The 25654-nt window shown below is 62.2% G+C and carries 16 protein-coding genes and 1 pseudogene; 9 read left to right on the forward strand and 8 right to left on the reverse strand.

Annotation, left to right across the window (positions count from 1 at the left end; genetic code table 11):
• Positions 1-31 precede the first annotated feature (31 nt).
• From KI241_RS05250 to KI241_RS05280, 7 genes and pseudogenes are all read left to right on the forward strand, one after another.
• Entirely contained in the window at positions 32-2566 is a 2535-nt protein-coding gene (locus KI241_RS05250; RefSeq protein WP_042731174.1) for a CS1-pili formation C-terminal domain-containing protein, read from the forward strand.
• A gap of 93 nt (positions 2567-2659) precedes the next feature.
• Positions 2660-3906: pseudogene (locus KI241_RS05255) on the forward strand (hypothetical protein).
• A gap of 42 nt (positions 3907-3948) precedes the next feature.
• Positions 3949-5193, forward strand: coding sequence for a hypothetical protein (locus KI241_RS05260; RefSeq protein WP_042731176.1), 1245 nt, complete (start codon positions 3949-3951; stop codon positions 5191-5193).
• A gap of 58 nt (positions 5194-5251) precedes the next feature.
• Positions 5252-5995 (forward strand): pilus assembly protein, encoded by a 744-nt coding sequence (locus KI241_RS05265; RefSeq protein ID WP_042731180.1) that lies wholly within the window; start codon positions 5252-5254, stop codon positions 5993-5995.
• Between the two features lie 140 nt (positions 5996-6135).
• Entirely contained in the window at positions 6136-6519 is a 384-nt protein-coding gene (locus KI241_RS05270) for a CS1 type fimbrial major subunit (RefSeq protein ID WP_244868262.1), read from the forward strand.
• 301 nt (positions 6520-6820) lie between these two features.
• A complete protein-coding gene (locus KI241_RS05275) occupies positions 6821-7315 on the forward strand; it encodes a CS1 type fimbrial major subunit (protein ID WP_042731178.1) in 495 nt (164 codons plus the stop codon).
• Positions 7316-7375: 60 nt separating this feature from the next.
• Positions 7376-7846, forward strand: coding sequence for a CS1 type fimbrial major subunit (locus tag KI241_RS05280; protein WP_244868282.1), 471 nt, complete (start codon positions 7376-7378; stop codon positions 7844-7846).
• Positions 7847-7858: 12 nt separating this feature from the next.
• On the opposite strand, the gene KI241_RS05285 is transcribed toward KI241_RS05280, so the two are convergent.
• Both KI241_RS05285 and KI241_RS05290 read right to left on the reverse strand, forming a co-directional pair.
• Positions 7859-10966: a transglycosylase domain-containing protein gene (locus KI241_RS05285; protein ID WP_047737080.1), complete on the reverse strand. Its 3108-nt coding sequence runs from the start codon at positions 10964-10966 to the stop codon at positions 7859-7861.
• A 263-nt stretch (positions 10967-11229) separates the two neighbouring features.
• Positions 11230-11688 (reverse strand): transposase, encoded by a 459-nt coding sequence (locus KI241_RS05290; protein ID WP_212803438.1) that lies wholly within the window; start codon positions 11686-11688, stop codon positions 11230-11232.
• Positions 11689-12277: 589 nt separating this feature from the next.
• Between KI241_RS05290 and KI241_RS05295 the strand changes: the two genes are divergently transcribed.
• Together KI241_RS05295 and KI241_RS05300 are read left to right on the forward strand one after the other, a co-directional pair.
• A complete protein-coding gene (locus KI241_RS05295; RefSeq protein WP_042732530.1) occupies positions 12278-13699 on the forward strand; it encodes an amino acid permease in 1422 nt (473 codons plus the stop codon).
• A 114-nt stretch (positions 13700-13813) separates the two neighbouring features.
• The gene (locus tag KI241_RS05300) at positions 13814-15319 is read left to right on the forward strand and encodes a glucosyltransferase domain-containing protein (protein ID WP_042732531.1); all 1506 of its coding nucleotides are present in this window, start codon (positions 13814-13816) and stop codon (positions 15317-15319) included.
• A gap of 53 nt (positions 15320-15372) precedes the next feature.
• Here KI241_RS05300 and KI241_RS05305 read toward each other — a convergent pair whose 3' ends face one another.
• From KI241_RS05305 to KI241_RS05330, 6 genes are all read right to left on the reverse strand, one after another.
• Positions 15373-16992 carry an FMN-binding glutamate synthase family protein gene (locus tag KI241_RS05305; protein ID WP_042732532.1) on the reverse strand — a complete coding sequence of 540 codons (1620 nt, stop codon included), beginning with the start codon at positions 16990-16992 and terminating at the stop codon, positions 15373-15375.
• 272 nt (positions 16993-17264) lie between these two features.
• Positions 17265-18671 carry an ATP-binding protein gene (locus KI241_RS05310; RefSeq protein ID WP_047737066.1) on the reverse strand — a complete coding sequence of 469 codons (1407 nt, stop codon included), beginning with the start codon at positions 18669-18671 and terminating at the stop codon, positions 17265-17267.
• Positions 18668-20470 (reverse strand): DAHL domain-containing protein, encoded by a 1803-nt coding sequence (locus KI241_RS05315; protein ID WP_047737064.1) that lies wholly within the window; start codon positions 20468-20470, stop codon positions 18668-18670. The genes KI241_RS05310 and KI241_RS05315 overlap by 4 nt, the downstream gene beginning before the upstream one ends.
• The gene (locus KI241_RS05320) at positions 20467-21426 is read right to left on the reverse strand and encodes a cytochrome c peroxidase (protein WP_047737062.1); all 960 of its coding nucleotides are present in this window, start codon (positions 21424-21426) and stop codon (positions 20467-20469) included. Before KI241_RS05320 ends, KI241_RS05315 begins: the two co-directional genes overlap by 4 nt.
• 41 nt (positions 21427-21467) lie before the next feature.
• A complete protein-coding gene (locus KI241_RS05325; protein WP_047737060.1) occupies positions 21468-23342 on the reverse strand; it encodes a GGDEF and EAL domain-containing protein in 1875 nt (624 codons plus the stop codon).
• Positions 23339-25630, reverse strand: coding sequence for an EAL domain-containing protein (locus KI241_RS05330; RefSeq protein WP_042731623.1), 2292 nt, complete (start codon positions 25628-25630; stop codon positions 23339-23341). The genes KI241_RS05325 and KI241_RS05330 overlap by 4 nt, the downstream gene beginning before the upstream one ends.
• Between the last annotated feature and the right edge of the window lie 24 nt (positions 25631-25654).

The following is a 25654-nucleotide window of genomic DNA, read 5'->3' on the forward strand; positions in this document are numbered from 1 at the left end:
CAGAAAGCTCGCTGATTATGAGAGTCCGTTGATGTTTCCGATGACACCCATCGCGGGTGCGTTCGCGCTGCTGTTGTGCGCCAGCGCATTGGCCGCGCCGACTGCCCCCGGTACCACACCGACCAGCCTGCTGTCCCAGGCCAAGGGCCTTCCGGCGGAATTTGAAGCCCACTTCTTCGACGTGCCCCTGGCGGTTCGTATTGAGCTCAATCAGCAGTACCTCGGTGAAGCCATGGTGGTCTTGACGCGGGACGATCGCATTACCCTGCTGGAATTCACCGACACCCATGACAGCACGGTCAAGGCCGTGGAGCGGGACCAGTGGGAGCAGACGCTCAAGCAAGGCCAACGGCTGGGCGCCTGTGAAAAGAACTGCACCGCCGGGCTCCTGGCCGTGCACTACAGCCTTGAGAACTCGCTGGTGTCGATCCTCACGCGCGATGTCGAACGCGGTACCCACACCCAGCGCTATCACGACCAGCCCCAGGACGGCAGCCTCGGCCTGATCTTCAATAACCAACTCAATCTCAACGGTGGCCAGCAACAGGACACCGGCGGCCGCTATGGCCTCAACGCCAGTTCCAGCGTCGGCAACTGGAGCCAGTCCCTGGACCTCCAGCTCTCGCGCCTGGGCGGGCCGGACGACAAGCTCTACCACGCCGTCCATGAACTGTTCACCCAACGTGAACTGGAAGGGCATTTCTTTCGCCTGGGCTATTTCACCCCCAGCTCCGATGGCTTGAACCGGCAGATTCGTTCGTTCGGCGCCAACCCGGACACCGCCCTGGGCGTGATGTACGGCAGCTCCGACAGCCTGGTGATCGACAACCCCAAGCCCAGCGTCTACCCCATTTACGTCACCGCCAGCCGCCAGGCTTCGGTAGAAATTTATCGCAACGGCCTGCTGATCAACAGCCAGGCCGTCAGCGCCGGCTTGCAGAGCCTGGACACTCGCCCGTTGCCCGGCGGGATCTACGAAGTGGAAGTGCGGCTGATCGAGGACGGGCAAACCACCGCCACCAGCCAGGAACTGGTCTACAAGCCGAACAATTGGAACAGCACCGAGGAGCGCTGGCGCTACAACCTGTTCGCCGGCCGCGAGACCCGGCTCTGGAGCAACTGGGAGGACCAGCCCTCGGGGTTCACGACCGCGGGGGTTGGCGTCAACTACCTGCTGCACCCACGGGTGATCGTCGGGGGTTCCACGCGCCAGGTGCAGGACAAGCTGCAGGTCGGCACGTCGATAGATTGGACACTGGCCTCCCACACCAGTCTGTACGCCAACGTTTACCACACCGAGCAGTACGGCAACGGCATGGACGTGCAGGCCCTGTACAGCTATGGCTTGGGCAGCGTCGTCGCCAGCCACAACCGCAGTTGGCTGGACACCCGCAACACCTACGAAACCCTGCCGGACGGCACCCGCATTCGCCAGCGCAACGTGTACGTCGGCCAGACCAGCAATTCCTCGCTGTCGGTCAATCACCGCTTGAGCAGCAAGTCCTCGATCAATGGGCGGCTGGCCTACAGCGAAGGCAATGTCCAGGGCACGGGCCTGGACCTGGGTTGGACCCAGCGCGGCAAGCTGCGTGGCAGCGACGCCAACTGGCGGCTGTCGGTGTTCGACCGCCCTGGCACGTCGAGTACCAATGACCGGCGCAATCGCGGCGTGGACCTGAGCGTCAGCGTCGCCCTGGGCGGGCCGGGCGAATACTGGTCGGGCAGCATCGGCACTCGCACTTCCCGCGAAGGCGACCGGGACAACAATGCATCGCTGACCTATCGCCGGGACCTTGAGGATCATGTGCTGCAAAACGTCTCCGCCACGGCCCTGGCCGACACCTATGGCGTGGGCCTGTCCGGCATCGCCAGCTTCAGCACCGAATCGCTCTACGGAGACGGCTTCCTGCAGCGCTCTTCCTACAACGACAACCTCACCGGTGGCCTGAACCTGAGCAGCACGGTTGCCATCGGCGGCCAGAAAGCCGTCTTCACCGGCCTGCCCCAGGGCCGTGGCGCGGGGATGATCGTCGACGTGGAAACCGACCTGGACGACATCATCCTGCGTGCCGATGACCTGACCGGTGGCTCCACCACGTTGCACCCGGGCCGCAACTTCGTACCGATCACCGCCTACCGCAACAGCATGGTGACCTTCGACTTCGAGGGCGTGCACCCACCGGCGGCGAGCATCGAGCCGGCACGCACCCGCTATCACCTGAACAAGGGCGGCGTGGATTACCGCAAGGTCAGCGTGATGAAAACCGTGACCGTGCTCGGGCGCCTGCTGGACGAACAGGGCGAGCCGCTCAAGGGCCATCACGTGATCAATCACGCCAGCCGTGGCGTGAGCGAGGCGGACGGGTTCTTCTCCATGGAAATGAATGCCGCCTCGCCGACCCTGGAAGTGCGCTACGGCAACGAGCTGTTCTGCCGCTTCCGCCTCGACCCGGAGAACGCCAGCAACGAAGGCGATGTGCTGATGATCGGCGACCTGCGCTGCACGCCGGACAGCCTGGCCGATAGCTCGCTGGCCGCGGCCCACAACGACCGGCAGCGCTCCTGAATCCTCACGTGGCGCGGGAGAGCAGGGCGCTCCCCGCGCGAGGATTCTTCCCCCAACTTGCAGGGATTCGCTTTGATGGATGAGGTTGTATAGATGAAATGTTTACCGGTGGCTGTGAGCAGCATCGTCTCGATGTTGTTGCTTGCCTGCGTGCCTGCTGCCAATGCCGTAAGCCGGGATATCACTGCGATATTCAGGCCGGATGCTTCGAAGCCTCACGAGAATGTGTTCCTCAATACCACCCCTATTGGTGGTTACTGCCAGCATCAACCGACGGTATGCGAGGCCAAGAAACTATCCAGCATTTTGTTGCCCGTGACTTTCGATTCAACCGGACCCATCCAGGCAAATCACACCGACCCTCGCAAGGGCGCAATGTTGAGTGTTCCCACTCAATGGCGCGAGCTCCAGGTAATCCATTCGGAGACAGGAGAAACCGAGACCGTAGAGTTTCGCTGGGCTGGTATAGGAGCGACCTATCGACTCCCCGTGTCCGCACCCAGTCTGGTTGGTGGGGGGTATCTAACTGGACAGCTCATGGCCGATTGTGGGGCGGGAAGACCTGGCAAAGCGCGCCTGCGCCCTGCCAAGAGGTTGGTTTTATAGGTTATAGCGATAAAGACTTTCCGTTTATCTGGTGGACGCCGACTGACGGCGTATGTGCCAAAAAGGCTAGTTATGCCGTTCCCAGCCTGAAATATCTCTCGGTGAATTTTGCCTACGAATTGCGTACACCCAACCCGTTGAAAATGTCGTCTGGTCGATACACAGGTTCACTGAATTACACCATCGGACCAGGACAAGATTTTGATGCAGGCGACGTCATGATCCCTACCGACTCGCTGCTGACGCTCAATTTCAAACTCGACGTCGAACACACCCTCAAGGTCGAAGTCCCTCCCGGCGGCAATCGCGTGGAACTGGTGCCCCAGGAAGGTTGGCAATCCTGGCTCAACAGCGGGCGCAAGCCTACGCGGCTGTTCCGTGACCAACGCTTCCATATTTCCGCCTCTTCGCGTTTCAAGATGGCAATCGAATGCCAGTACATCAGCGGCAACACCTGCGCGATGTCCGAAACCGACACCGGTCACGCCGTGCCGGTGGACGTCAGCGTGACCCTGCCCGATGGCTTGATGGACGGCGCCGGGCAACCGGTCAACCGCCGCCGGCTGTTGCGTGACGGCAGTGGCACGGAGTTGTTCGAGCCCAGCTTATACGTCGACCGCAGGCTCGGGATGCTGCATTTCGAAGTGGGCCGCAGCAGCGTCGAAGCGATGCTCGACACGGGCGCCACGCGCTACACCGGGGATGTCACGGTGATCTGGGATTCGGAAGTTTAAAGGGCACGGATTGGCCTGCCTGAGGCGAAAGGACGGTGATTGATGAAAGGTCTACCAGTAGCAGTGCGTAGCATGGTTTCGGTGATGGTGTTGGCCGGCGCATCGGCGGCCCATGGCGTGAGCAAGGAGATCACCGCCGTCTTCAGGCCCGATCCCTCGAAGCCCAACGAGAACACCTTTCGCAACACCACGCCGGTTTCCGGTTACTGCGCTTCTAACCCGGCGGATTGTGAAAGGGAGAACGTATCCAGCCTGCAGTGGAACATCAACTCGTATTCCAACGCGCCCATTCAGGCCAATCATGCGGACCTGCGGCAAGGGGCGACATTCCATGTGCCTGCCAATTGGCGTCTGGCGCAGGTCACCCATACCGGCACGGGCGAGACTGAGATCGTCCAGGTGCGCATCGCCGGCATCGGCTCGATGTACTTCCTGCCGGTCAGTGTGATCGATCTGGTCGGAGGCGGCGTGGACATGGGGACCGCCCATGCGATGTTGTGGGGTTCGACCTGGAAGTACGCCCCTGCACCTTGTCGATCCAGCAGTGAATCGGGTTTGAACGACCGCGCCTACTTTTTCTTCTGGAAAACCCCGGTCGAAGGCAACTGTGCCAAAAGAGCCCGTTACCTGATTCCGGGCATGGAATACACCTCCATGAACTTCGCCTACGAACTGCGCACCCCCAACCCGCTGAAGATGTCGTCTGGCCAATATACCGGCTCCTTGGTCTACAGCATCGGCCCGGGGCAGGACTTCGACTTCGGTGACCTGATGATCCCCAACGAATCGGTGATCACCCTCAATTTCAAGCTCGATGTCGAGCACACCCTCAAGGTGGAGGTGCCCCCGGGTGGCAACCGGGTGGAACTGGTGCCCCAGGAAGGCTGGCAAGCGTGGCTGAACAGCGGGAGCAAACCGACGCGGCTGTTTCGCGACCAGCGCTTCCATATCTCGGCTTCGTCACGTTTCAAGATGAGGCTCGAATGCCAGTACGTCAGCGGCAACACCTGCGCGATCTCGGAAACCGGCAGCGGCCATACCGTGCCGGTGGATGTGCGCGTGAGCCTGCCCGAAGGTCTGGCAGACGTTGGCGGCCAACCGGTCGACCGGCGTCCGTTGTTACGCGATGGCAGCGGGACCGAACTCTTCCAGCCAAGTGTTTACGTTGATCGTCGGTCCGGGATGCTGCATTTCGAAGTGGCCCGGGGCAGCGTCGAAGAGATGCTGGACACCGGCGCCAAGGCTTACTCCGGCAGTGTCACGGTGATCTGGGATTCGGAAGTCTGAGTGGCCTGCCGGCCAAATTTTTTGTGAGTTGCGTTTAATGCATGAGGTCAAGCAAGTGATGAAACAACTATGGGCATGGGTGGGTATTTCTCTGTTTTGCGGCGTGGCCCAGGCCGGGCCGCAGATCGGTGTCGGAGTGGTCTACGACTACCTGGACGGCAACAAGACCACCTACATGAAGCGGGTGTTCAACGGCGGGACGTCGACAGCCTTCGTCAAGGTGAACATCCTGGAGATCATCTACAACGAGGACGGCACCTACAGCGAGGTGCCGCTGCAGAACCAGGCCAGTGCCCAGGCCAGGGATGGCCTGATGGCCAGCCCGGCGCGCCTGATCGTGCCGGCCAACGGTGTGCAGGGCACGCGGTTGTTGTTCATGGGCAACCGCGACAAGGAGCGTTACTTCCGCGTGCGTTTCGTGCCGGTGGTGCCGGAAGCGGAAGACGAATTCGCCGTCAGCGCCGAGGAACGCGAAGCCTATAAGAAAGAGCGCGTGGCCGCCGGGGTCAAGGTGTTGGCTGGGTACGGCACGGTGTTTTTCGTGCGGCCCAAGGACACCCGTTTCGACACCGTGATCGATCACAGCGCCACCCGCTACCAGTTGCGCAACAACGGCAACAGCGTGGTGGTGATCGACGAGTTCAAGGACTGCGAAGCGAAAAAAGAAAACGAATGCCGCCCGACCACCAAGCATCACGTCATGAAGGGCCGCACGTTCGCGTTCGACAAGGAGGCGGGACGTGAGTACCGCTTCACGCTGATCGAAGGCAGCAAGACCCAGAACGTCGAGATCAAGGGCTGACGGCTGTCGCCGAACCGTCGTTGACGCAAGAGGTAAATCAAAATGATCAAGACACGGCTACGCCCTCTCGCTTTGACCGCCCTGGTCATGCCCTGGTCTTTGGCCTGGGGGCTGTCGAGCGGGAGACGTTCGAACTCTACGTGACCATCCCGACGGCCGACTTCTATGTGTTGCCACTCGACCCGCAGCTGGTCCAGCGAGAACAACGGCTGCCGTTCAGCACCATCACCTCGGACCTGAGCCCGTTGCGGGCCATTTATGAGGTGAAGAACAGCAACGGCTCCATTGGCGCGCGCCTCGGCGAGGAGGCCTACCTGTCCAATGGCCGCGACCGCATCGACTTGCGGGTGCGCTTCAACGGCGTCGAACTGACCCTGGATTCGACCCAGGTGGTCTCGGCCACCGAGGCCCGTCCGGGCCGCCAGGTTCCCCTGGAAATCGCCGCCATCAAGCCCGATGACGACTACAAGCCTGGCGACTACTACGGCACGGTGCACATGGTGTTCGACGCCACGGCGCCATAGCACTGGATAAAGATCATCGACACAACACCAAACCCTGTGATGCCGATCATTTGAAGCAGCACCGATCCCTGTGGCGAGGGAGCTTGCTCCCGCTCGGCTGCGCAGCAGACGCAACGTATCCGAAGAACGCGGTGTTTCAGGAGAAGAGCGGGGGCGGCTGCGCCCCCCAGCGGGAGCAAGCTCCCTCGCCACGGATGCGAGGGCATCACGAAAAAGGGCACTCGACACCGCCCCGTTGCCACGGTTGGCAGTGATGGCATGGATGCTTCTTTAAAAACAACGATGAAAAAAGGTAGCAAGCATGTTGAAGAAATGTATATCCGTCATGGCCCTGGGCGCCGCGACCATGAGTCCGTCGCTGGCACTCGGGGCCGATGATGCGCGTTCAGCCATTCATATCAAGACGAACATTCCCACCCAGCAATTCCATGTCCAGCCACGGGACCCGGAGTTCGGCAAGCACGAGGTCATGCATTACAACCCCTTGAACGACGACCTGGGCATCTTGCGCCAGATCTTCGATGTGAAGAACACCGAGGGTTCGATCCACGCCTACATCGAGGGCGGCGCGGCGTTCCTGTCCAACGGCAATACCAGGATCCCGTTGAGGGTCCGGTTCAACGAAGTCCGTCTGGACGGCTTGCCGCGGGAAGTGGTGGACGATGCGTCCTCCACGCCCGGCACCCAGGTCGAGATGACCATCTCTGCCGATGCGATGCCGGCCCAGCGCAGGCCGGGCTTCTACACCGGCGACTTCACGGTGATCTACGACGCCGTGCCGCGGATCTCCGCTTGACCCACCCAGTTTCTCTACGGCTAAAAGGTATTTGCCATGTTCGATAAAAAGGTCTTTGCAATGGCTCTGGGCCTTGTTGCCTCGAGCGTTTCGCCGCTGCACGCGGCCGACGATGCCCGTTCGCCGATTCACATCACGGCGAACATTCCCACCCAGCAGTTCCATGTGCAGCCCCGGGATCCGGAGTTCGGCAAGGATGAGGTCATGCATTACGACCCGGTGACGAGTCAGTTCAGTACGGTACGCCAGACCTTCGATGTGAAGAACACCGACGGCTCGGTGCATGCGTACCTGCCGGCTGGCCAGCCTGCGTTGACCAACGGCAGCAGCGCCATTCCGCTGCTGGTGCGGTTCAACAACGTCACCCTGACCGCTTCGCCCCAGGAGGTGGTGGACGACCCCACGTCGACGCCAGGTACCCAGGCCGACATGGTCATCAGGGCTTCGGCCTTGCCTCTGCCCGGACAGACAGGTGTGTTCAATGCCGATTTCACGGTGATCTTCGATGCCGTGCCGCGGGTGAACCCGTAATCCGCACGCCCGTCACTGGCGCGCCACCAACGGCTTGCACTGGGTATGACTGCCCGGCTGCAAGTAGGGCGAGAGGAACGGTGCCATGCCCTTGAGCACCTGTACCGGCAAGGCCGAGGTGAACCTGAAGTTCTGCGCCGATGCCCCCGGGACATAGGCGGTGAGGGTGCCGAAATGGCTGTCGCCGATGTAGAAGACGAAGGTGGCCGTGCGATTGATCGACTTGGAGCTGAGGATGCGCCCACCGGCGCCGATGGCTTCGATGCGGTTGTCGCCGGTGCCGGTCTTGCCACCCATGGCCAGTGGCGTGCCGTCGTCCAGCTTGAAACTGCCGGCCACCCGTTTCGCGGTGCCGGCATCCACCACCTGGGACAATGCCCCGCGCAGGGCCCGGGCCACGTCCACTGGCATCACCCGCTTGCCGTTGTCTGGGTCGCTGACCAGCCGGGTTTCGTACGGCGTGCCCACCGCGAAATCCAGGCTGTCGACCCGCAGCGCCGGTTGGCGGATGCCGTCGTTGAGGATGGTGCCCACCAGTTCGGCCAAGGCCGCCGGGCGGTCGCCGGAGCTGCCGATGGCGGTCGCCAGTGACGGCACCAGGTGGTCGAACGGATAGCCGACTTTCTGCCAGCGCTGGTGGATATCCAGGAAGGCTTCGATTTCGAGCATGGTGCGAATGCGACTGTCGCGGGCGCTCTTGTGCCGGCTCTTGAACAACCAGCTGTAGACCTCCTGGCGCTCGAATTCGCTGGCCTTGACGATCTGGCTGAACTTGGCGTCGGGGTTGTTCAACAGGTACCCCATCAACCACAAATCCAGAGGGTGGACCTTGGCGATGAAGCCCTGGTCCGGCAGGTCATAGGCGCCGGGGCCATAGCTCTGGTAGAGCCGCTCCAGGCGTTCGTCGGTGAGTTTCTCGCTGCTCTTGACCGACTTGAGGTGCGAGCGCACGAACAGGTTGAAACTCTCCTGGCTGTCACCGGGAAAGAAATAGCGGTGCACGGCGGCCAGGCGGATCGCCGTGGGGTGCATGCTGTCGAGGAAGGTTTCCAGGCGTTCACCGGTGTCTTTCTTCTGGTACTTCTTCCAGAACCTGAGCAGGAACGAGGTGCCTTCGCGATCGGCGAACTGGGCCAGGTATTCCTGGCGGCGCGGGTCGCTGTCGTCCTTGAGCAACTCGGCGCTGTTGCTGGGGCCGGCGTAGGTGGCATAGCGCACCAGGTCGCGCATCAGGCGGATGAACGGCAAGTTGATCGATTCGCGCAGGGCGTCGCGCAGGGTGGGGTTGCGGCCGTTGTCCTCGTTGCGAAAGTTATGGAAGGTGTGCAGCCCGCCACCGGTGAAGAACGCCTCGCCGGGGCTGGCCGAATAGGTACGGTCCAGGGCCGCTTCGAGCATTTTCGGCAGGCTGCGGTCGCTGTTCTGGCTCAGGTAGTCGACGGCCCAGCGGGACAGGCGGTCCTGCTCGGCGATGTCGGTTTTTCTCAGCTCCGCCGGGGTCTTCTGGGCGTAGCGATCGTGCAGCTCGGCGATGATCTGCAGGTAGGTGGTGAGCACCCGCAATTTGGCGGTGGAGCCCAGCTCCAGCTTGCTGCCTTCATTGATGTCGAAGGGCTGGTCGGTGCTGTCGGTCTGCACCCGCACCCGCGAGCCGTCCGGGGTCAATTCCAGCAAGGTGAAGCTGTAGCGCACCTGGGTGGTACTGGTGGGGGTCAGCAGGCGCTCGCCCATGAGGCCGATCTCGGCCGCGAACGCCGGGTCGGCCAAGCGCTTGAGGTACTGGGTGGCCTGGGCCTGCAAGTCGCTTTGCAAGGTGCTGGTGGCCGACAGGTCCAGGCGATCGAGGTCATAGAGCGGGCGGTCGAGCAGCGTGGCGAGGCGACTGCGGGCGGCGCTGATGCCTTTGTTGGTCTCGTTGGGCTGGATCGTCGGTTGTTGCACCCAGTCGCGGTAGCTGACCTTGCTCGCCAGGGCGGCAGCGGACAGGTCTGCGTCGATCACGCCGTTCTGGGCCAGCAGGCGGATGTGGCTGTCGGTCAGGCGCGCCAGTTCGTCGTGACCCTTGGTCAGGTAATGGGAAGGGCGGCGCTGGGCGATCATCAACGACAGCATTTCCCGCAGCGCCAGGCCTTTTTCGGCCAGGGTCTGTGGGTCGGTGGCGGTGCTGAACAGACGTTCGTTGGCCCGGTTGAAATCGGCGCCGTACCAGACCCGCAAACCTTCGGCCATGCCATGCACTTCACCGTGCCCCGGGACGGCCGAGAGCGGCACGCTGTTGAGGTAGTCACGGATCACCCGCTGCCGCGCCTCGAGGGTTTGCGGGCCGCCCTGGTAGGCGCGCACGCTGGCGGAGATCATCTGGCGGATCTTCTCCGCGCCCGACACGGTCAAGCCTTCAGGGGAGTGGCGGTATTTTTCCAACTGCGTCGCCAGCGTGCTGCCCCCGGCGGACTGCCCCGGCAAGCTCAGCAGCTTGGCCACCTGCGACCACGCCGCCATGGCGAAGCGCGGCCAGTCCACCGCCGGGTTCGCCAAGGGCTGCTGCGGGTCGAGCAGGAAGCGGTTTTCGATGAACAGCAGGCTTTGCACCACCACCGGCGGAATCGCGTCGAAACTGCCGTACAACTGCTGTGGGTACTTGAACTGGTACACCGGCGCGGCGCGGCAATCGGTGATGGTCAGCCCGGCCTGGATCTTCTCCGTATAGGGCACGAACAGGCCTTTTTCGACGTAGTCCATCAGGGCCGGTGAAAAGCGCGCCTGGGCCTGGATCACGTAGTCGCGCTTGAGCAACCGCGGCAGGAACTCGCCCAGCGAGCTGTAGCCCAGGCGCCGGTCGAACGGACCCGCGCCGGGGTAGACGATGGCATCGCTGGGGCCAGGTTGAACCGAATAGGAAAGGGAGTCGGCGTACTTGCTGATTTCCCGGGCCTGAAACCGCGAGGTGCGCATTTCCTTGGCCACCGCCAACCCGACCACCACCACGATGATCAGCAACAACAACCAGAACGCCCGCCAGCCATGCCGTACACGGGGCTTTTTTTGGGGTGAGGGCGCGTCTTCCATACGTTCAGTCGGGACCACAGGTTTGTTCGAATCGGTATGCCATAAAGCGCCCATAGTCGACTGATCCAATTAAGCAGATTGATCGGACTTGCTTGAAGCTTAGACGGTGGTTGGCGTGGGGGGAGGGGAAATTGTGGGTGGGCAGGTGCCATCAAGGCTGCGATGAACTTTGTGGCGAGGGGATTTATCCCCGTTGGGCTGCGAAGCGGCCCCATTGCAATTGACTCAATCTGTCTGACAGACCGAATGGGCTGGTTTCAGGGCTGCTGCGCAGCCCAGCGGGGATAAATCCCCTCGCCACAGGTGAGTAGAGGACTTCAAAGCCATGCGGCGTCCCAAAGGGGGTAGTCGCCGATACGATCCGCCAGCCCGGCACGAAGGGGATTGGCAATAATGTATTGGGCAAAAGGCAGGAGGTCTTCGTTATCGCGGATGGCCCGGTCGTGAAAACCACTTTGCCAGAGTGGGCCAGACGTTCCGGCCCAACAGTTGAGACGTCGAGTGCATCGGGCTTTGACGGCGCCGATGACCTGGCTCAGAGAGCCTTCGTTGATCTGCAGCAGCCAATGGAAATGATCCGGCATCACCACCCATGCCAGTGAATTCACTTGGTTTGAGTCATGGGCGTGCTTGAACTCGGCAACCAGCAGTCGTCCAACTGTCCAATCAGCAAAAACCGGACGTCGTCGATGGATAACTGCGGTTACCAGATAAGCTCGTCCTTGCTCTGAATAGCGACCTTGACGCAAGCGATGAGAATTGGGGTATGGAGGCATTCCTTGATTCCAGTGAAGGGATTCAAGGCAGCGTAGTGCCGCGGCTCTTGCCTTGGTGCTGAAAACGTCGAGCGAAATGTCCGTGGGTTTTGTAGTCCTGTGGCGAGGGGATTTATCCCCGTTGGGCTGCGAAGCGGCCCCATTGCAATTGACTCAATCTGTCTGACAGACCGGATTGGCTGGTTTCAGGGCTGCTGCGCAGCCCAACGGGGATAAATCCCCTCGCCACAAGAAGGGTGTTGCTTGTAATGCCGGTGTTAGAGCCATCGGTCGTCGCACTCGTACCTCGCTTTTTCGCTTGACGTTTGCCCGCCAATACCGCGTTTGTCCACTGAATTTCCTGTAATCTCAGTCAATGCCTCTCCAAAAGAACCGATTTTGTTGAGGCTTTCCCCTGAATAACCCAGGTTTTACAGTGAAAATCTCTATCGCAGGCTTTTTATACTGCATGGCCCGCTGATCCTGAGGCTGTCGTTCCACAGGACGGCCTGTCCACAAGACAGGCCCGGTTTCGGCAAGGTGGCAGGCTTATCGGTCTGCGCCTTGGAGACTCGGTGGTTAATCCAATAACAAGACGAGGTTGTTCCCTATGCCAGTCGGCAATCATCTGCCCCATGGCGAGACCGCTCAGGGTGGTCCGCTCAAACGTGAGCTCGGCGAGCGGCATATCCGCCTGATGGCGCTTGGCGCATGCATCGGTGTCGGGTTGTTCCTCGGTTCGGCCAAGGCCATTGAAATGGCCGGCCCGGCGATCATGCTCTCCTACATCATCGGCGGCCTGGCGATCCTGGTGATCATGCGTGCCCTCGGCGAGATGGCCGTGCATAACCCGGTGGCCGGTTCGTTCAGCCGTTATGCCCAGGATTACCTCGGCCCTTTGGCAGGCTTTCTCACCGGCTGGAACTACTGGTTCCTGTGGCTGGTGACCTGCGTGGCGGAGATCACCGCCGTCGCGGTGTACATGGGCATCTGGTTCCCCGATGTGCCGCGCTGGATCTGGGCCCTGGCGGCGCTGGTCAGCATGGGCTCGATCAACCTGATCGCGGTCAAGGCCTTCGGTGAGTTCGAGTTCTGGTTCGCCCTGATCAAGATCGTGACCATCATTGCCATGGTCATCGGCGGCGTCGGCATCATCGCCTTCGGGTTCGGCAACGACGGCGTGGCGCTGGGTATTTCCAACCTCTGGGCCCACGGCGGCTTCATGCCCAACGGCGTGACGGGCGTGTTGATGTCCCTGCAGATGGTGATGTTCGCGTACCTGGGCGTGGAGATGATCGGCCTGACCGCCGGTGAGGCGAGGAACCCGCAGAAAACCATCCCCAACGCCATCGGCTCGGTGTTCTGGCGGATCCTGCTGTTTTACGTCGGCGCCTTGTTCGTGATCCTGTCGATCTACCCCTGGAACGAGATCGGCACCCAGGGTAGCCCATTCGTGATGACCTTCGAGCGCCTGGGCATCAAGACCGCCGCCGGGATCATCAACTTTGTGGTGATCACCGCGGCGCTGTCGTCCTGCAACGGCGGCATCTTCAGCACCGGGCGGATGCTCTACAGCCTGGCGCAGAATGGCCAGGCCCCGGCTGGCTTCGCCAAGACGTCCACCAACGGCGTGCCGCGCCGTGCATTGCTGCTGTCCATCGCCGCATTGCTGCTGGGTGTGCTGCTCAATTACCTGGTGCCGGAAAAAGTCTTCGTCTGGGTGACCTCCATCGCCACCTTCGGCGCGATCTGGACCTGGGTGATGATCCTGCTGGCCCAGCTCAAATTCCGCAAAAGCTTGAGTGCTTCCGAGCGTGCGGCCCTGAAGTACCGCATGTGGCTGTACCCGGTCAGCTCGTACCTGGCGCTGGCATTCCTGGTGCTGGTGGTGGGGCTGATGGCCTACTTCCCGGATACGCGAGTGGCGTTGTACGTGGGGCCGGCGTTTCTGGTGTTGCTGACGGTGTTGTTCTATACCTTCAAGTTGCAGCCGACCGGGCAAGCCCGGGGTTCGATGGATGCCGTTTCGTAAGTTGCCAACCATGCAGTAGAAATGCCCCGGTCGAATGATCGGGGCTTTTTGGGGGCCATGTCGATTACGTCTCTTTGAATGCTGTCCAAGGGGCAAGTCCCGAGGGCGTTGCATATGAATGTATCGCTGGTTTTCGATCGCGCGCTCGACCGTCGCCAAGTGGCGTGTTTTTTCCTCTTGGCGACCCTCCTGTATGCCTTGCCACTGATCCTCGCTGATTTTCGCTACATCGACGATAGCTGGCGAACGCTGGAGGCGGGCAACGCCTGGGCCGGCGAGGGGCGCTGGTTCACTGACCTGCTGTATCAGGTGCTGTCCTTTTCCGGCGCCGCGCCGGATATTTTTCCGCTGCCCCTGCTGCTTGCGATCTTGGCAGTGGCCCTGGCGCTGGCCCGGCTGACCTTCCATTATTTCCCTGAGCCGACACTCGCCTGTTGCCTGGTACCGTTGCCCCTCTGGTACAACCCTTTTCTGTTGCAGAACCTGTCGTATCAATACGACGGCCCGAGCATGGCCCTGAGCCTGGTCGCGGTTATCTACGCCGTCACCTGTCGGGGGACATCGCGCCTGCGACGACTGTGGGAGCCGGCGGCCTGGTTGGTGCTGGCGTTCGGGCTCTACCAGATCAGCCTCAACGTATTTCTGGGGTTGGTCTGCCTGGATCTGTGCCGAACAGTCTGCAACCGGTGGCCGTGGCGGCAGTGCTTGGACCTGCTGGGAGACAGGTTCGCCCAGCTTGGCCTGGCCCTCCTGGTGTACTTCGCCATGGCCTTCTGGCTGATGGGAACGGAGCGAACCGCGTTGCTGAACTGGAACGCTGATCCATTGATGCAGTTGGGCATCAATCTCGCCACGGTGCTACAGAAGGTTGCCCTGTTGTTCCACGGTGGCTACGCCTGGATATTGGCCGTGCTGGTGCTGATTGCGCTGATGGGGGCCATGGGGGTGGGCCGCCGGCTTGAGGGAGGTGAGGAGCCTGGTTGGAAAACATGGCTCCTGGGCCTGCTCTGGCTACTGACATCTTTGATACTGGCGCTGTTGGTACCCGGCATCACGCTGTTGTTTCGTGACTTCAATGAAGGGGCCCGCACACTGATGGGCTTCGGTGTGTGGTTGATGCTGCTGTTCTATCTGGCTTACCTCGCGCTGACGCCACTTCATCGTCGATTACCAGCGTTGCTGATTATTCCATTGCTGGCGACCCTGTCACTGTCCTTTGCCTATGGTCGGGTATTGACCCTGCAAAAGACCTTTTCCAGCGGCGCGCTTTATAGCTTGGCGCATGACATCACTTCCCGTCGCGAGCTGTATGAGGCTAAGCGCATCTATATGTCAGTGACTTATTCCGCCCATTGGCTGACAAGCGCCTGCGGCTCGTTCAACCAACTGCCGGTCCTGCATTACCTGCTCAATGTTGATTACTTGCTTCTTCCGGAAAGCCCGCCGTTCCTGGGTATCACTAACGTGGTGATCGAACGGGAGCGGCGCAATGCGACCCGAGTCGGTTATCGGGGCTATACGCCGCTCGTGGACAACCTGTACTACCGGATTTATCTGCTGGGCGACTATGGCTTCATTGTCATGAAGGAGCCGTCGCGGAGCCGCGCGCCGCTGTGCTAGCCAGCGGCGCCCGCGGAAAACCGCAGTGTGGAAAATTTTCGCTGTGGGCGTGTTCAAGCCGCCACGGTTTCCATCGGCTCAAAACTGTCCGCCCGCGCCATCTGCCACATCCGCGAATAAAAGGCTCCATTGACCTCGCCCGTCAGCAGTTCCCCGGGCTTTAAGAACACATGCAACTGCGAGAACAGCTTCACCTCGGTGGCCGACATGCGCCGCACCAGGTGCTTGGGCTGCAATTGCGATGGGTGTTCCAGGCCGGCGGCGGCGAGCATTTCGGCCAGGGCCTTGAGGGTGTTGCGGTGGAAGTTGTAGACCCGCTGGGCCTTGTCCGGGACCACCAGGGCGCGTTGGCGCAGGGTGTCCTGGGTGGCGACGCCGGTGGGGCATTTGTTGGTGTGGCAGCTTTGCGACTGGATGCAGCCGATGGCGAACATGAAGCCGCGGGCGGCGTTGGCCCAGTCGGCACCGATGGCCAGGACGCTTGCGATGTCGAACGCGCTGACGATCTTGCCGCTGGCGCCGAGCTTTATCTTGTCCCGCAGGTTCAGGCCCACCAGCGTGTTGTGCACGAACAGCAGGCCTTCGCGCAACGGCACGCCGATGTGGTCGGTGAACTCCACCGGTGCCGCGCCCGTGCCGCCTTCCTTGCCGTCCACGACGATGAAGTCGGGCAGGATCCCGGTTTCCAGCATGGCCTTGGCAATGCCCATGAACTCCCATGGGTGGCCCAGGCAGAACTTGAAGCCCACCGGCTTGCCGCCGGACAGTTCGCGCAGTTGTTGGACGAATTGCATCAGTTCCAGCGGCGTGGAGAACGCGCTGTGGCGCGACGGTGAAATGCAATCCTCGCCCATGAGGATGCCGCGGGTCTCGGCGATTTCCCGGGTGACCTTGTGCTTGGGCAGGATCCCGCCATGGCCGGGCTTGGCGCCCTGGCTCATCTTGATTTCAATCATCCGCACTTGTGGGTCTTGTGCCTGGACGGCGAAGCGCTCCGGGTCGAAGTGCCCGTCGGCGGTGCGGCAGCCGAAATAGCCGCTGCCCAGTTCCCAGGTCAGGTCGCCACCGTGTTCGCGATGGTAGGGGCTGATGCTGCCTTCGCCGGTGTCGTGGGCGAAATTGCCCAGCTTGGCGCCCTGGTTCAGCGCACGGATGGCATTGGCGCTTAGCGAGCCGAAGCTCATGGCCGAGATGTTGAACACCGAGGCGGAATACGGTTGGGTGCACTGCGGGCCGCCGACCGTCACGCGAAAACCACTGGGGTCGCTCAACGGCGCCGGGCGCATGGAATGGCCGATGAACTCGAAGCCGGTTTGGTAGACGTCGATCAAGGTGCCGAACGGTTTGTCGGAGGTCTCGTTCTTGGCCCGGGAATACACCAGCGAGCGCTGGGCCCGGGAAAAGGGCAGGGCGTCGCTGTCGGATTCGAGCAGGTACTGACGGATCTCCGGGCGGATGCCTTCGACCAGGTAGCGGATGTTGCCCAGGATCGGGTAGTTGCGCCGTACCGCGTGACGGCTTTGCAGCAGGTCGAACAGCCCCAGCAGGCTCAACAGGCCTGTCACCAGCGCGAATGGCCAGAGCCAGTCGTGTTGCAGGAACGGCAGGCTGGCGAGGGTGAATATCACACAGCCGGCAAAGAAGGCGTAACGGCTCAGCAGAGACAGGCTCATACGGGTTCCTTGGGAAGGGACAACGAGGGGCATTCTGCGCTGGCCGTGAAAGGATGGGCAACCGGCGATGAGAGAACTTCATGTGCTGAGGGGGCATCTGTGGCGAGGGGATTTATCCCCGCTGGGGCGCGCAGCGGCCCTGGAACCAGACGGCTCGATGCATCAGGCCGACTGAGTCGACTGTTTTGGGGCCGCTGCGCAGCCCAGCGGGGATAAATCCCCTCGCCACAGGTCATGGGTCCGTAAAACACTCTTTGTAGACCGACTCGATGTCACCCCGCCACCTTCATCTGCCGCACCGGCAACTCCACCCTGAAGGTCGTGCCGACTCCCACTTCGCTGCGCACCGTGATCTCGCCGTTGTGTTTTTTCACGATGCCGTAGGACAGCGACAGACCGAGCCCCGTGCCTTGGCCGATGGGCTTGGTGGTGAAGAACGGGTCGAAGATTTTTTGCAGGGTTTGCGGTGGGATCCCCGAGCCGTTGTCGGCGACTTCGATCCAGACGGTATCGCCGTCGACGCCGTTGCGCAGGGTGATGGTGCCGCGTTCGGGGCCGATGGCCTGGGCGGCGTTGACGATCAGGTTCATGATCACCTGGTTGATCTGCGACGGCAGGCATTCGACTTCTGGCAGCGGCGTGTATTGCTTGACCACGTCGGCCTTGTACTTGATTTCGTTGGCGACGATGTTCAGCGTCGAATCCATGCCCTGTTGCAAATTGGCCATCTGCCATTCCTGGTTGGAGTCGACGCGGGAGAAGTCCTTGAGGTCCTTGACGATCTGCCCGACCCGGCCGATGCCGTCCTTGGACTCCTTGATCAACAGCGGGATGTCCTCCACCAGGAAATCCAGCTCCACTTGCTCGCGCAGCGTCCTCAGGTGCACCAGTTGCTCCGGCGAGGCGATGGCTTGCTCGGCGCTGCCGTAGGCCGCGAGCATTTGCTGGAGCTTGCTGAAATAGCCGTCCAGGGCCCCCAGGTTGGAGGAAATGAAGCCGATGGGGTTGTTGATTTCGTGGGCCACCCCGGCGGCCAGTTGGCCCAGGGAGGCGAGTTTTTCCGATTGAACCAGCTGGGTTTCGAGCATCTTGCGTTCGTCGATTTCCATCTGCAGCAGCTCGCTGGCCTGCTTGAACGCCTGGGTTCGTTGTTCCACCAGGTCTTCGAGCTTGCTCATTTTCAACTGGGCGCGGGCGGTCATGGCCCATTTGGTGGTCAGGGTGTTGGCCATCTGCTGGACTTCGATGTTGTCGAAGGGCTTCTTCAGGATCAGCAGGCGGTCGTGGCCATTGAGGCGTTCCAGCAGTTCGTCCCAGGAGTAATCCGAGTAGGCGGTGCAGACCACTACCTGCAGCAGCGGATCGCGCTTCCACAGTTCTTCGATGGTCTTGGCGCCGTCCCAGCCTTCGGGCATGCGCATGTCGACGAAGGCCAGGGCATAGGGGCGTTCCCTGGCCTGGGCGTCGAGCAGTTTGTTCAGGCCTTCCTGGCCGCCATAGGCCGAGTCGAGTTCGAACACAGTGGCGACCGGTTTCGGTGCCTCGCCGAACAGGGCGTTCTCCATGTCCTGCAGGTCGGCGTTGATCTCGTTCTCGGGGGTGAGGATCTTGCGAAAATCCTCATGGATGGCCGGTGTGTCGTCGATCAATAGGATGCGGCGGTTGCTCAGGGTGTTCATGGCTCACCCTCCGCGAGTTTCAATGGCACCTGCAGCTGGAACGTGGCCCCTTTGCCGGGGCCTTCGCTGTGGGCGGTCAGGCGCCCGTTCATTTCGATGGCCGCCAGGGCGCAACTGTGCAGGCCAAACCCGTGGCCGTCCTTACGCGTGGTGAAGCCGTGGGCGAAGATGCGTGTCATGTTTTCCTCCGGGATGCCTTCGCCTTCATCCTTGACGCTGATCTGCAGGGTCTCGCCATCCACCACGGCCGCCTTCAACGTCATGTTCCGCGCATGATTGGACACCCCTGCCATGGCGTACTTGGCGTTGCTGATGAGGTTGATCAGGATCAGCAGCAAGCGGTGCTTGTCGCCCATGATTCGCGGGACGTCGCCATACTCCTTGATCACCGTGACATGGTGGCGGGTCAGGGCGCCGGAGTTCATGCGCAGGGCGTCTTCGAGCAGTTCGCTGACCACCAGGGGCTCCAGCAGGCTGTTGGCCCCGGCGTAGGATTGCTGGGTCGAAACGATGTCCTTGATGTGGTCCACGCTCTTGCTCAACTGCCCCAGCTCGTCGATCAGGCTATGCTGTTCCGCGGCGATGGCGTCCACCAGTTGGTTGAGGTAGCCGGGCAGCAGCTTGCCTTTTTCGTCTTCGGTGAGGAAATGCCCGAGGTCGTGGGGGTGTTCGTTGACCAGTTGCATGGCCTTGCCCAGCCCCAGCGCCTTGCTGCTGCGCAATTTGCGGCTGACCAGGTCGGCGGAAATGTTCACGCTGTTGAGAACGTTGCCGACGTTGTGCAGCACGTTGGTGGCGATTTCCGCCATGCCGGCCTGGCGGGCGGTGTCCATCAGCTCGCTCTGGGTGTCCTTGAGCTGGCGGGTGCGTTCTTCCACCCGTTGCTCCAGCTCGTCGTTGGCGGTTTTCAGGGCGCTGTTGACCCGCTTGATCTCGGCGAAGCTGCGTACCAGACGGATCGCCAGCCAGATCAGGATCAGCACCAGGAACATCGCGAACACCATCAGGTAGATGTGGTTGCGCTGGTGGAGGGCGGCAGCGGTTTCCTGATCCTTGTCGAGCAGGCTGGTGATGGTGTCCAGCCGGTCCGCCACCGGGACCGCCTCGATGCCCTCCAGCAACTCGTTGACCTGGGGTTGTTCGCGCAGGACCATCGCGATGTGTCGGCTCATGGTGGTCACCGCGTTCTGGAACCCTTCGGGCAGGCGCTCCTTGTTGACGTCCAGCCGGTTCAGCCCAAGCAGTACCTCGGCGGCCGTGTCCGGGGTGGTGAGTTGGGCGAACTCCATGCTGCTGAGCAACAGGTCGTAGGTGTCGATGGCGACGTTTTGCAGCTGCAACCGTTGCTCGTCGGTGAGCCGGGCGAACTGGCCCTGGATATCGTCTTCGGCCGTTGGCAGGAAGGCCAGGGAGTTGCGCAGTATCGCGTGGTGCGACTTGAATTTTTCCACCAGGCGGGTCTTTTCCTTGACCGCCTCCAGATACGCGTCGCGCTGGGTTTCCCAGAGCGTGGGCGCGTGGCGGCCCGAGGCCGATTCGATGGCGTCCAGGCGCTGCCAGAGCCGGGTGATTTCATGCAGCGGCGAGACCAGGGGGTCGTAGTTGTGGGTCAGGGCGATCCGGGTCTTGAGCACTTCGTTGTCCCAGATCGCGTCCTGTTGCTTCAACTGCCGGACCAGGTCCCGGGACTCGATGTACGAGGCGGCCTGTTGCGCACCCGACTGGATGTACATGAACAGCAGCACCGAAACGAGCAACACGCCGATGAATGCCAGGCCAAGTCGACGGAGGGCCTTCATAAGGGTTTGCCCTCCCATTCGCCGGTCAGGGTCTTGAGGAACTCGACGATCAACTCGGTATCCTTGCCGGCCGGTTCACGGCCCAACTGGTACTTGAACATCACTTCCACCGCCTGCTCCAGCGTCGCCGCGGAGCCCTTGTGGAAATACGGTGCGGTGACGGCGACATTGCGCAGGCTGGGCACCTTGAACACCTGGCGATCACCTTCATCGCCGGTGACGTTGAAGCGCCCTTCATCGGCCCGGGTGAGGTTGCCCCGGTCCGCGATGTAGTCCCCCATGACACCGAACTTCTGGAACATGTTGCCGCCGATGTTCACGCCCTGGTGGCAGGCGATGCAGCCGTATTCCTTGAAACGCTCATAGCCGAATTTTTCCCGCGGCGTGAGGATGTCGGTGTTGCCCAGCAGGTATTGGTCGAAGCGTGAGTTGGGGGTCAGCAGGGTGCGTTCGAAATCGGCCAGGGCGCCCTGGATATTGGGCTTGGTCACGCCGTCGGGGTAGGTCGCGTTGAAGTCCCTGGTATAACCCGGGTCGTCGGCGATGCGCTTGACCACGGTGTCCCAATTGCTGCCCATTTCCGTGGGGCTGGTGACCACGATGTGAACCTGCTCTTCCAGGGTGTCGGCGCGGCCGTCCCAGAACTGATGGAAATTCAGGCTGGCGTTGAACACCGTGGGGGTGTTGACCTCCACCGGCTTGCCGTCGAAGCCCAGGGACAACGCCTTGTCGTCGGCACCGCCCTTGTCCAGGCGATGGCAACTGGCACAGGACAGGGTGTTGTTCACCGACAGCCGTGGGTCGTTGAACAGCCGCTGGCCCAGTTGGACGCGCTTGGGGTCCAGCGCGGGGACGGGAGGCAGCGGCTTGAGCGGTTCGTCCAGGGGCTCGGCGTGGGCGGCCACACTGAGTCCCATGAACAGGCCGAGAGCCAACAAGAGTCCTGGTGACGCCATCGCAGACTTCCTTGAACGTGGGTTGATGGAGCAGGCTGTTTTTAGGAAAACGGGTTCGGGCGCTGTTCCCATTCGGCCATCCATTGGGCGAAGGCGTGCGGTTCCACGGGCTTGCTGAAGTAATACCCCTGGGCCTCCTCGCACTGGTGGGCCCGGAGGAAGTCCAGTTGCGCCAGGGTCTCCACGCCCTCAGCAATGATGTGCAGGTTCAGGCCCTTGCCCAGGCTGATGATGGTGCTCACCAGCTTGGCGTCATTGCTGTCGATGCTCAGGTCGCCCACGAACGACTGGTCGATTTTCAGGACATCCACCGGGAATTTCTGCAGGTAGCTCAGGCTCGAGTACCCGGTGCCGAAATCGTCGATGGCCAGCCGCACGCCCAGTTGCTTGATGGCCTTGAGAATGGCGACGGTGGTGTCGATGTTCTGCATCAGCACGCTTTCGGTGATCTCCAGTTCCAACTGTGTCGGGTCCAGGCCGGTTTCCTTGAGGGTGCGGGCAATGCCTTCGACGAAGCCGCGCTGGCGAAAGTCGATGGCCGAGACGTTGACCGACAGGTACAGGGGTCGCATGCCCTGGTCTTGCCAGGTGCGGGCCTGCTGGCAGGCTTCCTGGAGCACCCATTGACTCAGCGGCACGATCAGCCCGCTGTCCTCGGCCACCGGGATGAAGTCCGACGGGTAGACCAGGCCGTGCTCCGGGCGATTCCAGCGCACCAGCGCCTCGACACCGACCACTTTGCCGCTCGTCAGGTCGAGCTTGGGCTGGTAGTGCAGCACGAATTCCTTGCGTTGCAGGGCCAGCCGCAGGCCAGACTCGATGGTCTGTTGCTGGCGGGCCCGGCGGTTCATGTCTTCGGTGAAGAAACGGTAGTCGTTGGGGCCGGCTTCCTTGACGTTGCGCATCGCCGTCTCGGCTTTCTTGATCAGCGCCACGGCGTCGAAACCGTCGGTGGGGTACACGCTTACCCCCAGGCTGGCGGTGACGGTCAAGTCATGGCCGTCGATCGGTTGGGGCGTGCTGACCGCTGCCAACAGTTTTTCCGCCACGCCCTTGGTCTGCTGCGGGTCGGCGATGTCCCCCAGCACCACCACGAATTCATCGGAGCCGTAGCGAAACACCGAGTCGGACTCGCGCACCACGGTGGCCAGCGCCCGGGCCACGCGCTTGAGCATCTCGTCGCCGACCGGGTGCCCCAGGGCGTTGTTGACCCGTTTGAAACGGTCCAGGCCGAGGAACATCACCGCCAGTTGCCGGTCATGCCGGCGGCACTGGGCCATGGCCTGGGTCAGGCGGTCGCCGAGCAACATGCTGTTGGGCAGTTCGGTGAGCACGTCGTATTGCAGCAGGTGGGAGACCTTGAGCAGTTCCTGGACCCGCTCTTCAATCGTGCGCTCCAGGCTGCGCATCTTGCGCGCGGCATCCTGGGCCAGTTGCCATTTCCAGGTCATGGCGCTGGCCATCTGGCGGATTTCCAGGGTGTCGAAGGGTTTCTTGAGGATCAGCAACTGATCGTCGAACTCGATCCGTTCCGACATGGTTTCCCAGGTGTAGTCGGAGAACGCCGTGCACAGGGCAATTTGCAGCCGGGGGTCGGCTTCCCACAGTTTTTCGATGGTCTGCAGGCCGTCCCAGCCCGGCGGCATGCGCATGTCGGCGAACACCAGGGCGTAGGGCTGGCCTTCGGCCTGGGCGCGCTTGACCAGTTCCAGCGCTTCTTCGCCCTGGTACGCGGAGTCGATCTGGAACTGCGGCCGGCTGACCTGGGGCGTGCCGAACAACAGGCTCTCGGTATCGTCCAGCGACTCATCACCGCCGCCACCGGCGCTGAGGATCTTGCGAAAGTCCTGGTGGATGGCCGGGGTGTCGTCCACCACCAGGATTCGCCTGTTCGCGGGTACGGACAAGGGGTTCATGGGGTGCTCTCCGATAGCTGGCTCGGGGGGCGTGTCCAGTGGTCGGCCGCCGGAACGATGCTGCCGGCCTTGAGCAGCTCGGCGGCCTGGTGGCTGTCCACGACCGTGCTGAAGTAGTGCCCCTGGGCTTGCATCGTCCCACCGCTGGACATCAGCGTGGTGCGCTGCTCCTGGGTCTCGACGCCTTCGGCGATGATCCCGATGCCCACGTCCCGGGCGAAGTTGAGGATGGCCCGCAGGGTCGTGGCGTTGCCGGGGTCGGCGTTGGCACTGTCGAGAAACCGTTGGGCGAGCTTGAGGTGGTTGACGCGGTAGGTCTTGAGGTAATCGAACGAGGAATATTCGGTGCCGAACTCATCGATTGCGATCTGCACGCCCAGTTCGCACAGGCGCGGCAGCACGTCGTTGTGGGTCCACTTGGTCTGGGCCAGGGTGGCTTCGGTGACGTCGAAGCGCAGGTCCCACGGGGCCAGTTCCCAGCGCGCGGTGGTGCGCAGCACGTCGTAGATCAGTTCCGGGCCGGTCTTGAGCTGGGTCAGGGACAGGTCGAGGGCGATCACCGGCGGCGCCATGTTCTGGTCGCGCCACTGGCGCATCTGCCGGCAGGCCTGGTCCAGCGCCCAGTGGCCCAGGCCGATGATGAGCCCGGTCTTCTCGGCGGCCGGCATGAACACCGCCGGCTCCAGCCAGCCGCGCTCGGGGTGGTTCCAGCGCACCTGCACGCCCATGCCGAGGATTTTGCCGGTGCCCAGGTCGACTTCCGGCAGGTAATGCAAATGCAGCTCCTGGTTCTCGATGGCCCGGCGCAGATCGTTGGCCAGGGCGACCCGGTCGGTGACTTCCTGGTTGATCTCTTCGTTGTGGAAATGGTACTGGTTGCGACCCTTCTCCTTGGAGCGGTACAGGGCCATGTCGGACTGCGCCATCAGGCTGTCGGCGCTCAGGCTCTGCGGCGTATACAGGGCGATGCCGATGCTCACCGAGATCCGCACGTCGTTGCCGTCCAGGGCGTAGGGCGCCACCAGGGCGTCGCGGATCTTCGCCGCCAGCGCGGCGCAATGGGTGGCCTCGTGAACGTCCAGTTGCAGGATGGCGAACTCGTCGCCGCCCAGGCGCGCGACCACGTCGTTCTCCCGGGTGCAGGCCTTGATGCGTGCGGCGACTTCCTGCAAGAGCAGGTCGCCGATGGGGTGGCCCAGGGTGTCGTTGATCCGCTTGAAGTGGTCCAGGTCCAGGTAGAACATCGCGAACGCCGGCGCCCCCCGGCGCGCGGCGGCGAAGGCCTGGTGCAGTCGTTCGATCATGGTGGCGCGGTTGGCCAGCCCGGTCAGGCCGTCGGTGCGGGCCAGCAGGGCGATCTTCTCTTCGGCCAGCTTGCGTTCGGTGATGTCGAGGATGATGCCTTCGACCTCCAGCAACAGGCCTTGCTCATTGCGCACCGGAATGTAGCGGTTCTCCACCCAGCGGTAGGTGCCGTCGCCGGTGCGCAGGCGAAACTCGATGGAGGCGCCGGCATTGTCCCGGTCCAGGACGCGGACCATGGCGGCGTCGATCTTGGACTGGTCATCGGGGTGGATGAGCATCTGCGCCCAGTCCGGCGCGCCCACCAGACGCGCTGCGACATGGCCGAACTTGGTGATGTTGTGGGAGATGTACATCAACGGGAACGGCGGCTCGCCCCGCAGGCGATAGAGGATGGTCGGGCTGTTCTGCACGATGATGTTGGCGTCGGCCAGTTCTCGGGTGCGCGCTTCGACCGCCCGTTCGAGCATGTCCATCTTCAGCGCGGCGTCCTCGGTCATCTGCCATTTGACCGTCAGCGTGCTGGCCATCTGGCGGATCTCGATGGCGTCGAAGGGTTTCTTCAGAATGAGCAGACGGTCGCCCAGCTCCAGGCGGTCGGCGATGTCTTCCCAGGAATAGTCCGAATAGGCGGTGCACAACGCCACTTGCAACTTGGGGTCGGCGCGCCACAGCCGCTCGATGGTTTCCAGGCCGTCCCAGCCGGGCGGCATGCGCATATCGATGAAGGCCATGGCGTAGGGCTGCCCTTGCTCCAGCGCGGCCTCGACCTTGTTCAGGGCTTCCATGCCCTGGAAGGCCGAGTCGAGGTTGAAACTCTGGGCGGCGACGGCCACCGGCGCGCCGAACAGGGCTTCTTCGGCACTGCTCAGGTGGTCCTCGGACGGCGCGTGGGGGCTGAGGATCTTGCGAAAATCCTCATGGATCGTCGGCGTGTCGTCGACGATCAGGATCCGCCGGTTGGCTCTTTCCGATGGCAGGCTCATGGCCGTGCACCGTGGCGATGCTGA

Source organism: Pseudomonas sp. Cab53 (genome assembly GCF_018325965.1).
Taxonomy (GTDB): domain Bacteria; phylum Pseudomonadota; class Gammaproteobacteria; order Pseudomonadales; family Pseudomonadaceae; genus Aquipseudomonas; species Aquipseudomonas chlororaphis_E.

Bases quoted from the DNA above. Each gene is read 5' to 3' on its own strand.
- KI241_RS05260 (WP_042731176.1), top strand. From the start codon at position 3,949: ATGAAAGGTCTACCAGTAGCAGTGCGTAGCATGGTTTCGGTGATGGTG.
- KI241_RS05290 (WP_212803438.1), bottom strand. From the start codon at position 11,688: ATGCCTCCATACCCCAATTCTCATCGCTTGCGTCAAGGTCGCTATTCA.
- KI241_RS05330 (WP_042731623.1), bottom strand. From the start codon at position 25,630: ATGAGCCTGCCATCGGAAAGAGCCAACCGGCGGATCCTGATCGTCGAC.
- KI241_RS05320 (WP_047737062.1), bottom strand. From the start codon at position 21,426: ATGGCGTCACCAGGACTCTTGTTGGCTCTCGGCCTGTTCATGGGACTC.
- KI241_RS05250 (WP_042731174.1), top strand. From the start codon at position 32: ATGTTTCCGATGACACCCATCGCGGGTGCGTTCGCGCTGCTGTTGTGC.
- KI241_RS05305 (WP_042732532.1), bottom strand. From the start codon at position 16,992: ATGAGCCTGTCTCTGCTGAGCCGTTACGCCTTCTTTGCCGGCTGTGTG.
- KI241_RS05285 (WP_047737080.1), bottom strand. From the start codon at position 10,966: ATGGGCGCTTTATGGCATACCGATTCGAACAAACCTGTGGTCCCGACT.
- KI241_RS05315 (WP_047737064.1), bottom strand. From the start codon at position 20,470: ATGAAGGCCCTCCGTCGACTTGGCCTGGCATTCATCGGCGTGTTGCTC.
- KI241_RS05275 (WP_042731178.1), top strand. From the start codon at position 6,821: ATGTTGAAGAAATGTATATCCGTCATGGCCCTGGGCGCCGCGACCATG.
- KI241_RS05265 (WP_042731180.1), top strand. From the start codon at position 5,252: ATGAAACAACTATGGGCATGGGTGGGTATTTCTCTGTTTTGCGGCGTG.
- KI241_RS05300 (WP_042732531.1), top strand. From the start codon at position 13,814: ATGAATGTATCGCTGGTTTTCGATCGCGCGCTCGACCGTCGCCAAGTG.
- KI241_RS05280 (WP_244868282.1), top strand. From the start codon at position 7,376: ATGGCTCTGGGCCTTGTTGCCTCGAGCGTTTCGCCGCTGCACGCGGCC.
- KI241_RS05295 (WP_042732530.1), top strand. From the start codon at position 12,278: ATGCCAGTCGGCAATCATCTGCCCCATGGCGAGACCGCTCAGGGTGGT.
- KI241_RS05325 (WP_047737060.1), bottom strand. From the start codon at position 23,342: ATGAACCCCTTGTCCGTACCCGCGAACAGGCGAATCCTGGTGGTGGAC.
- KI241_RS05310 (WP_047737066.1), bottom strand. From the start codon at position 18,671: ATGAACACCCTGAGCAACCGCCGCATCCTATTGATCGACGACACACCG.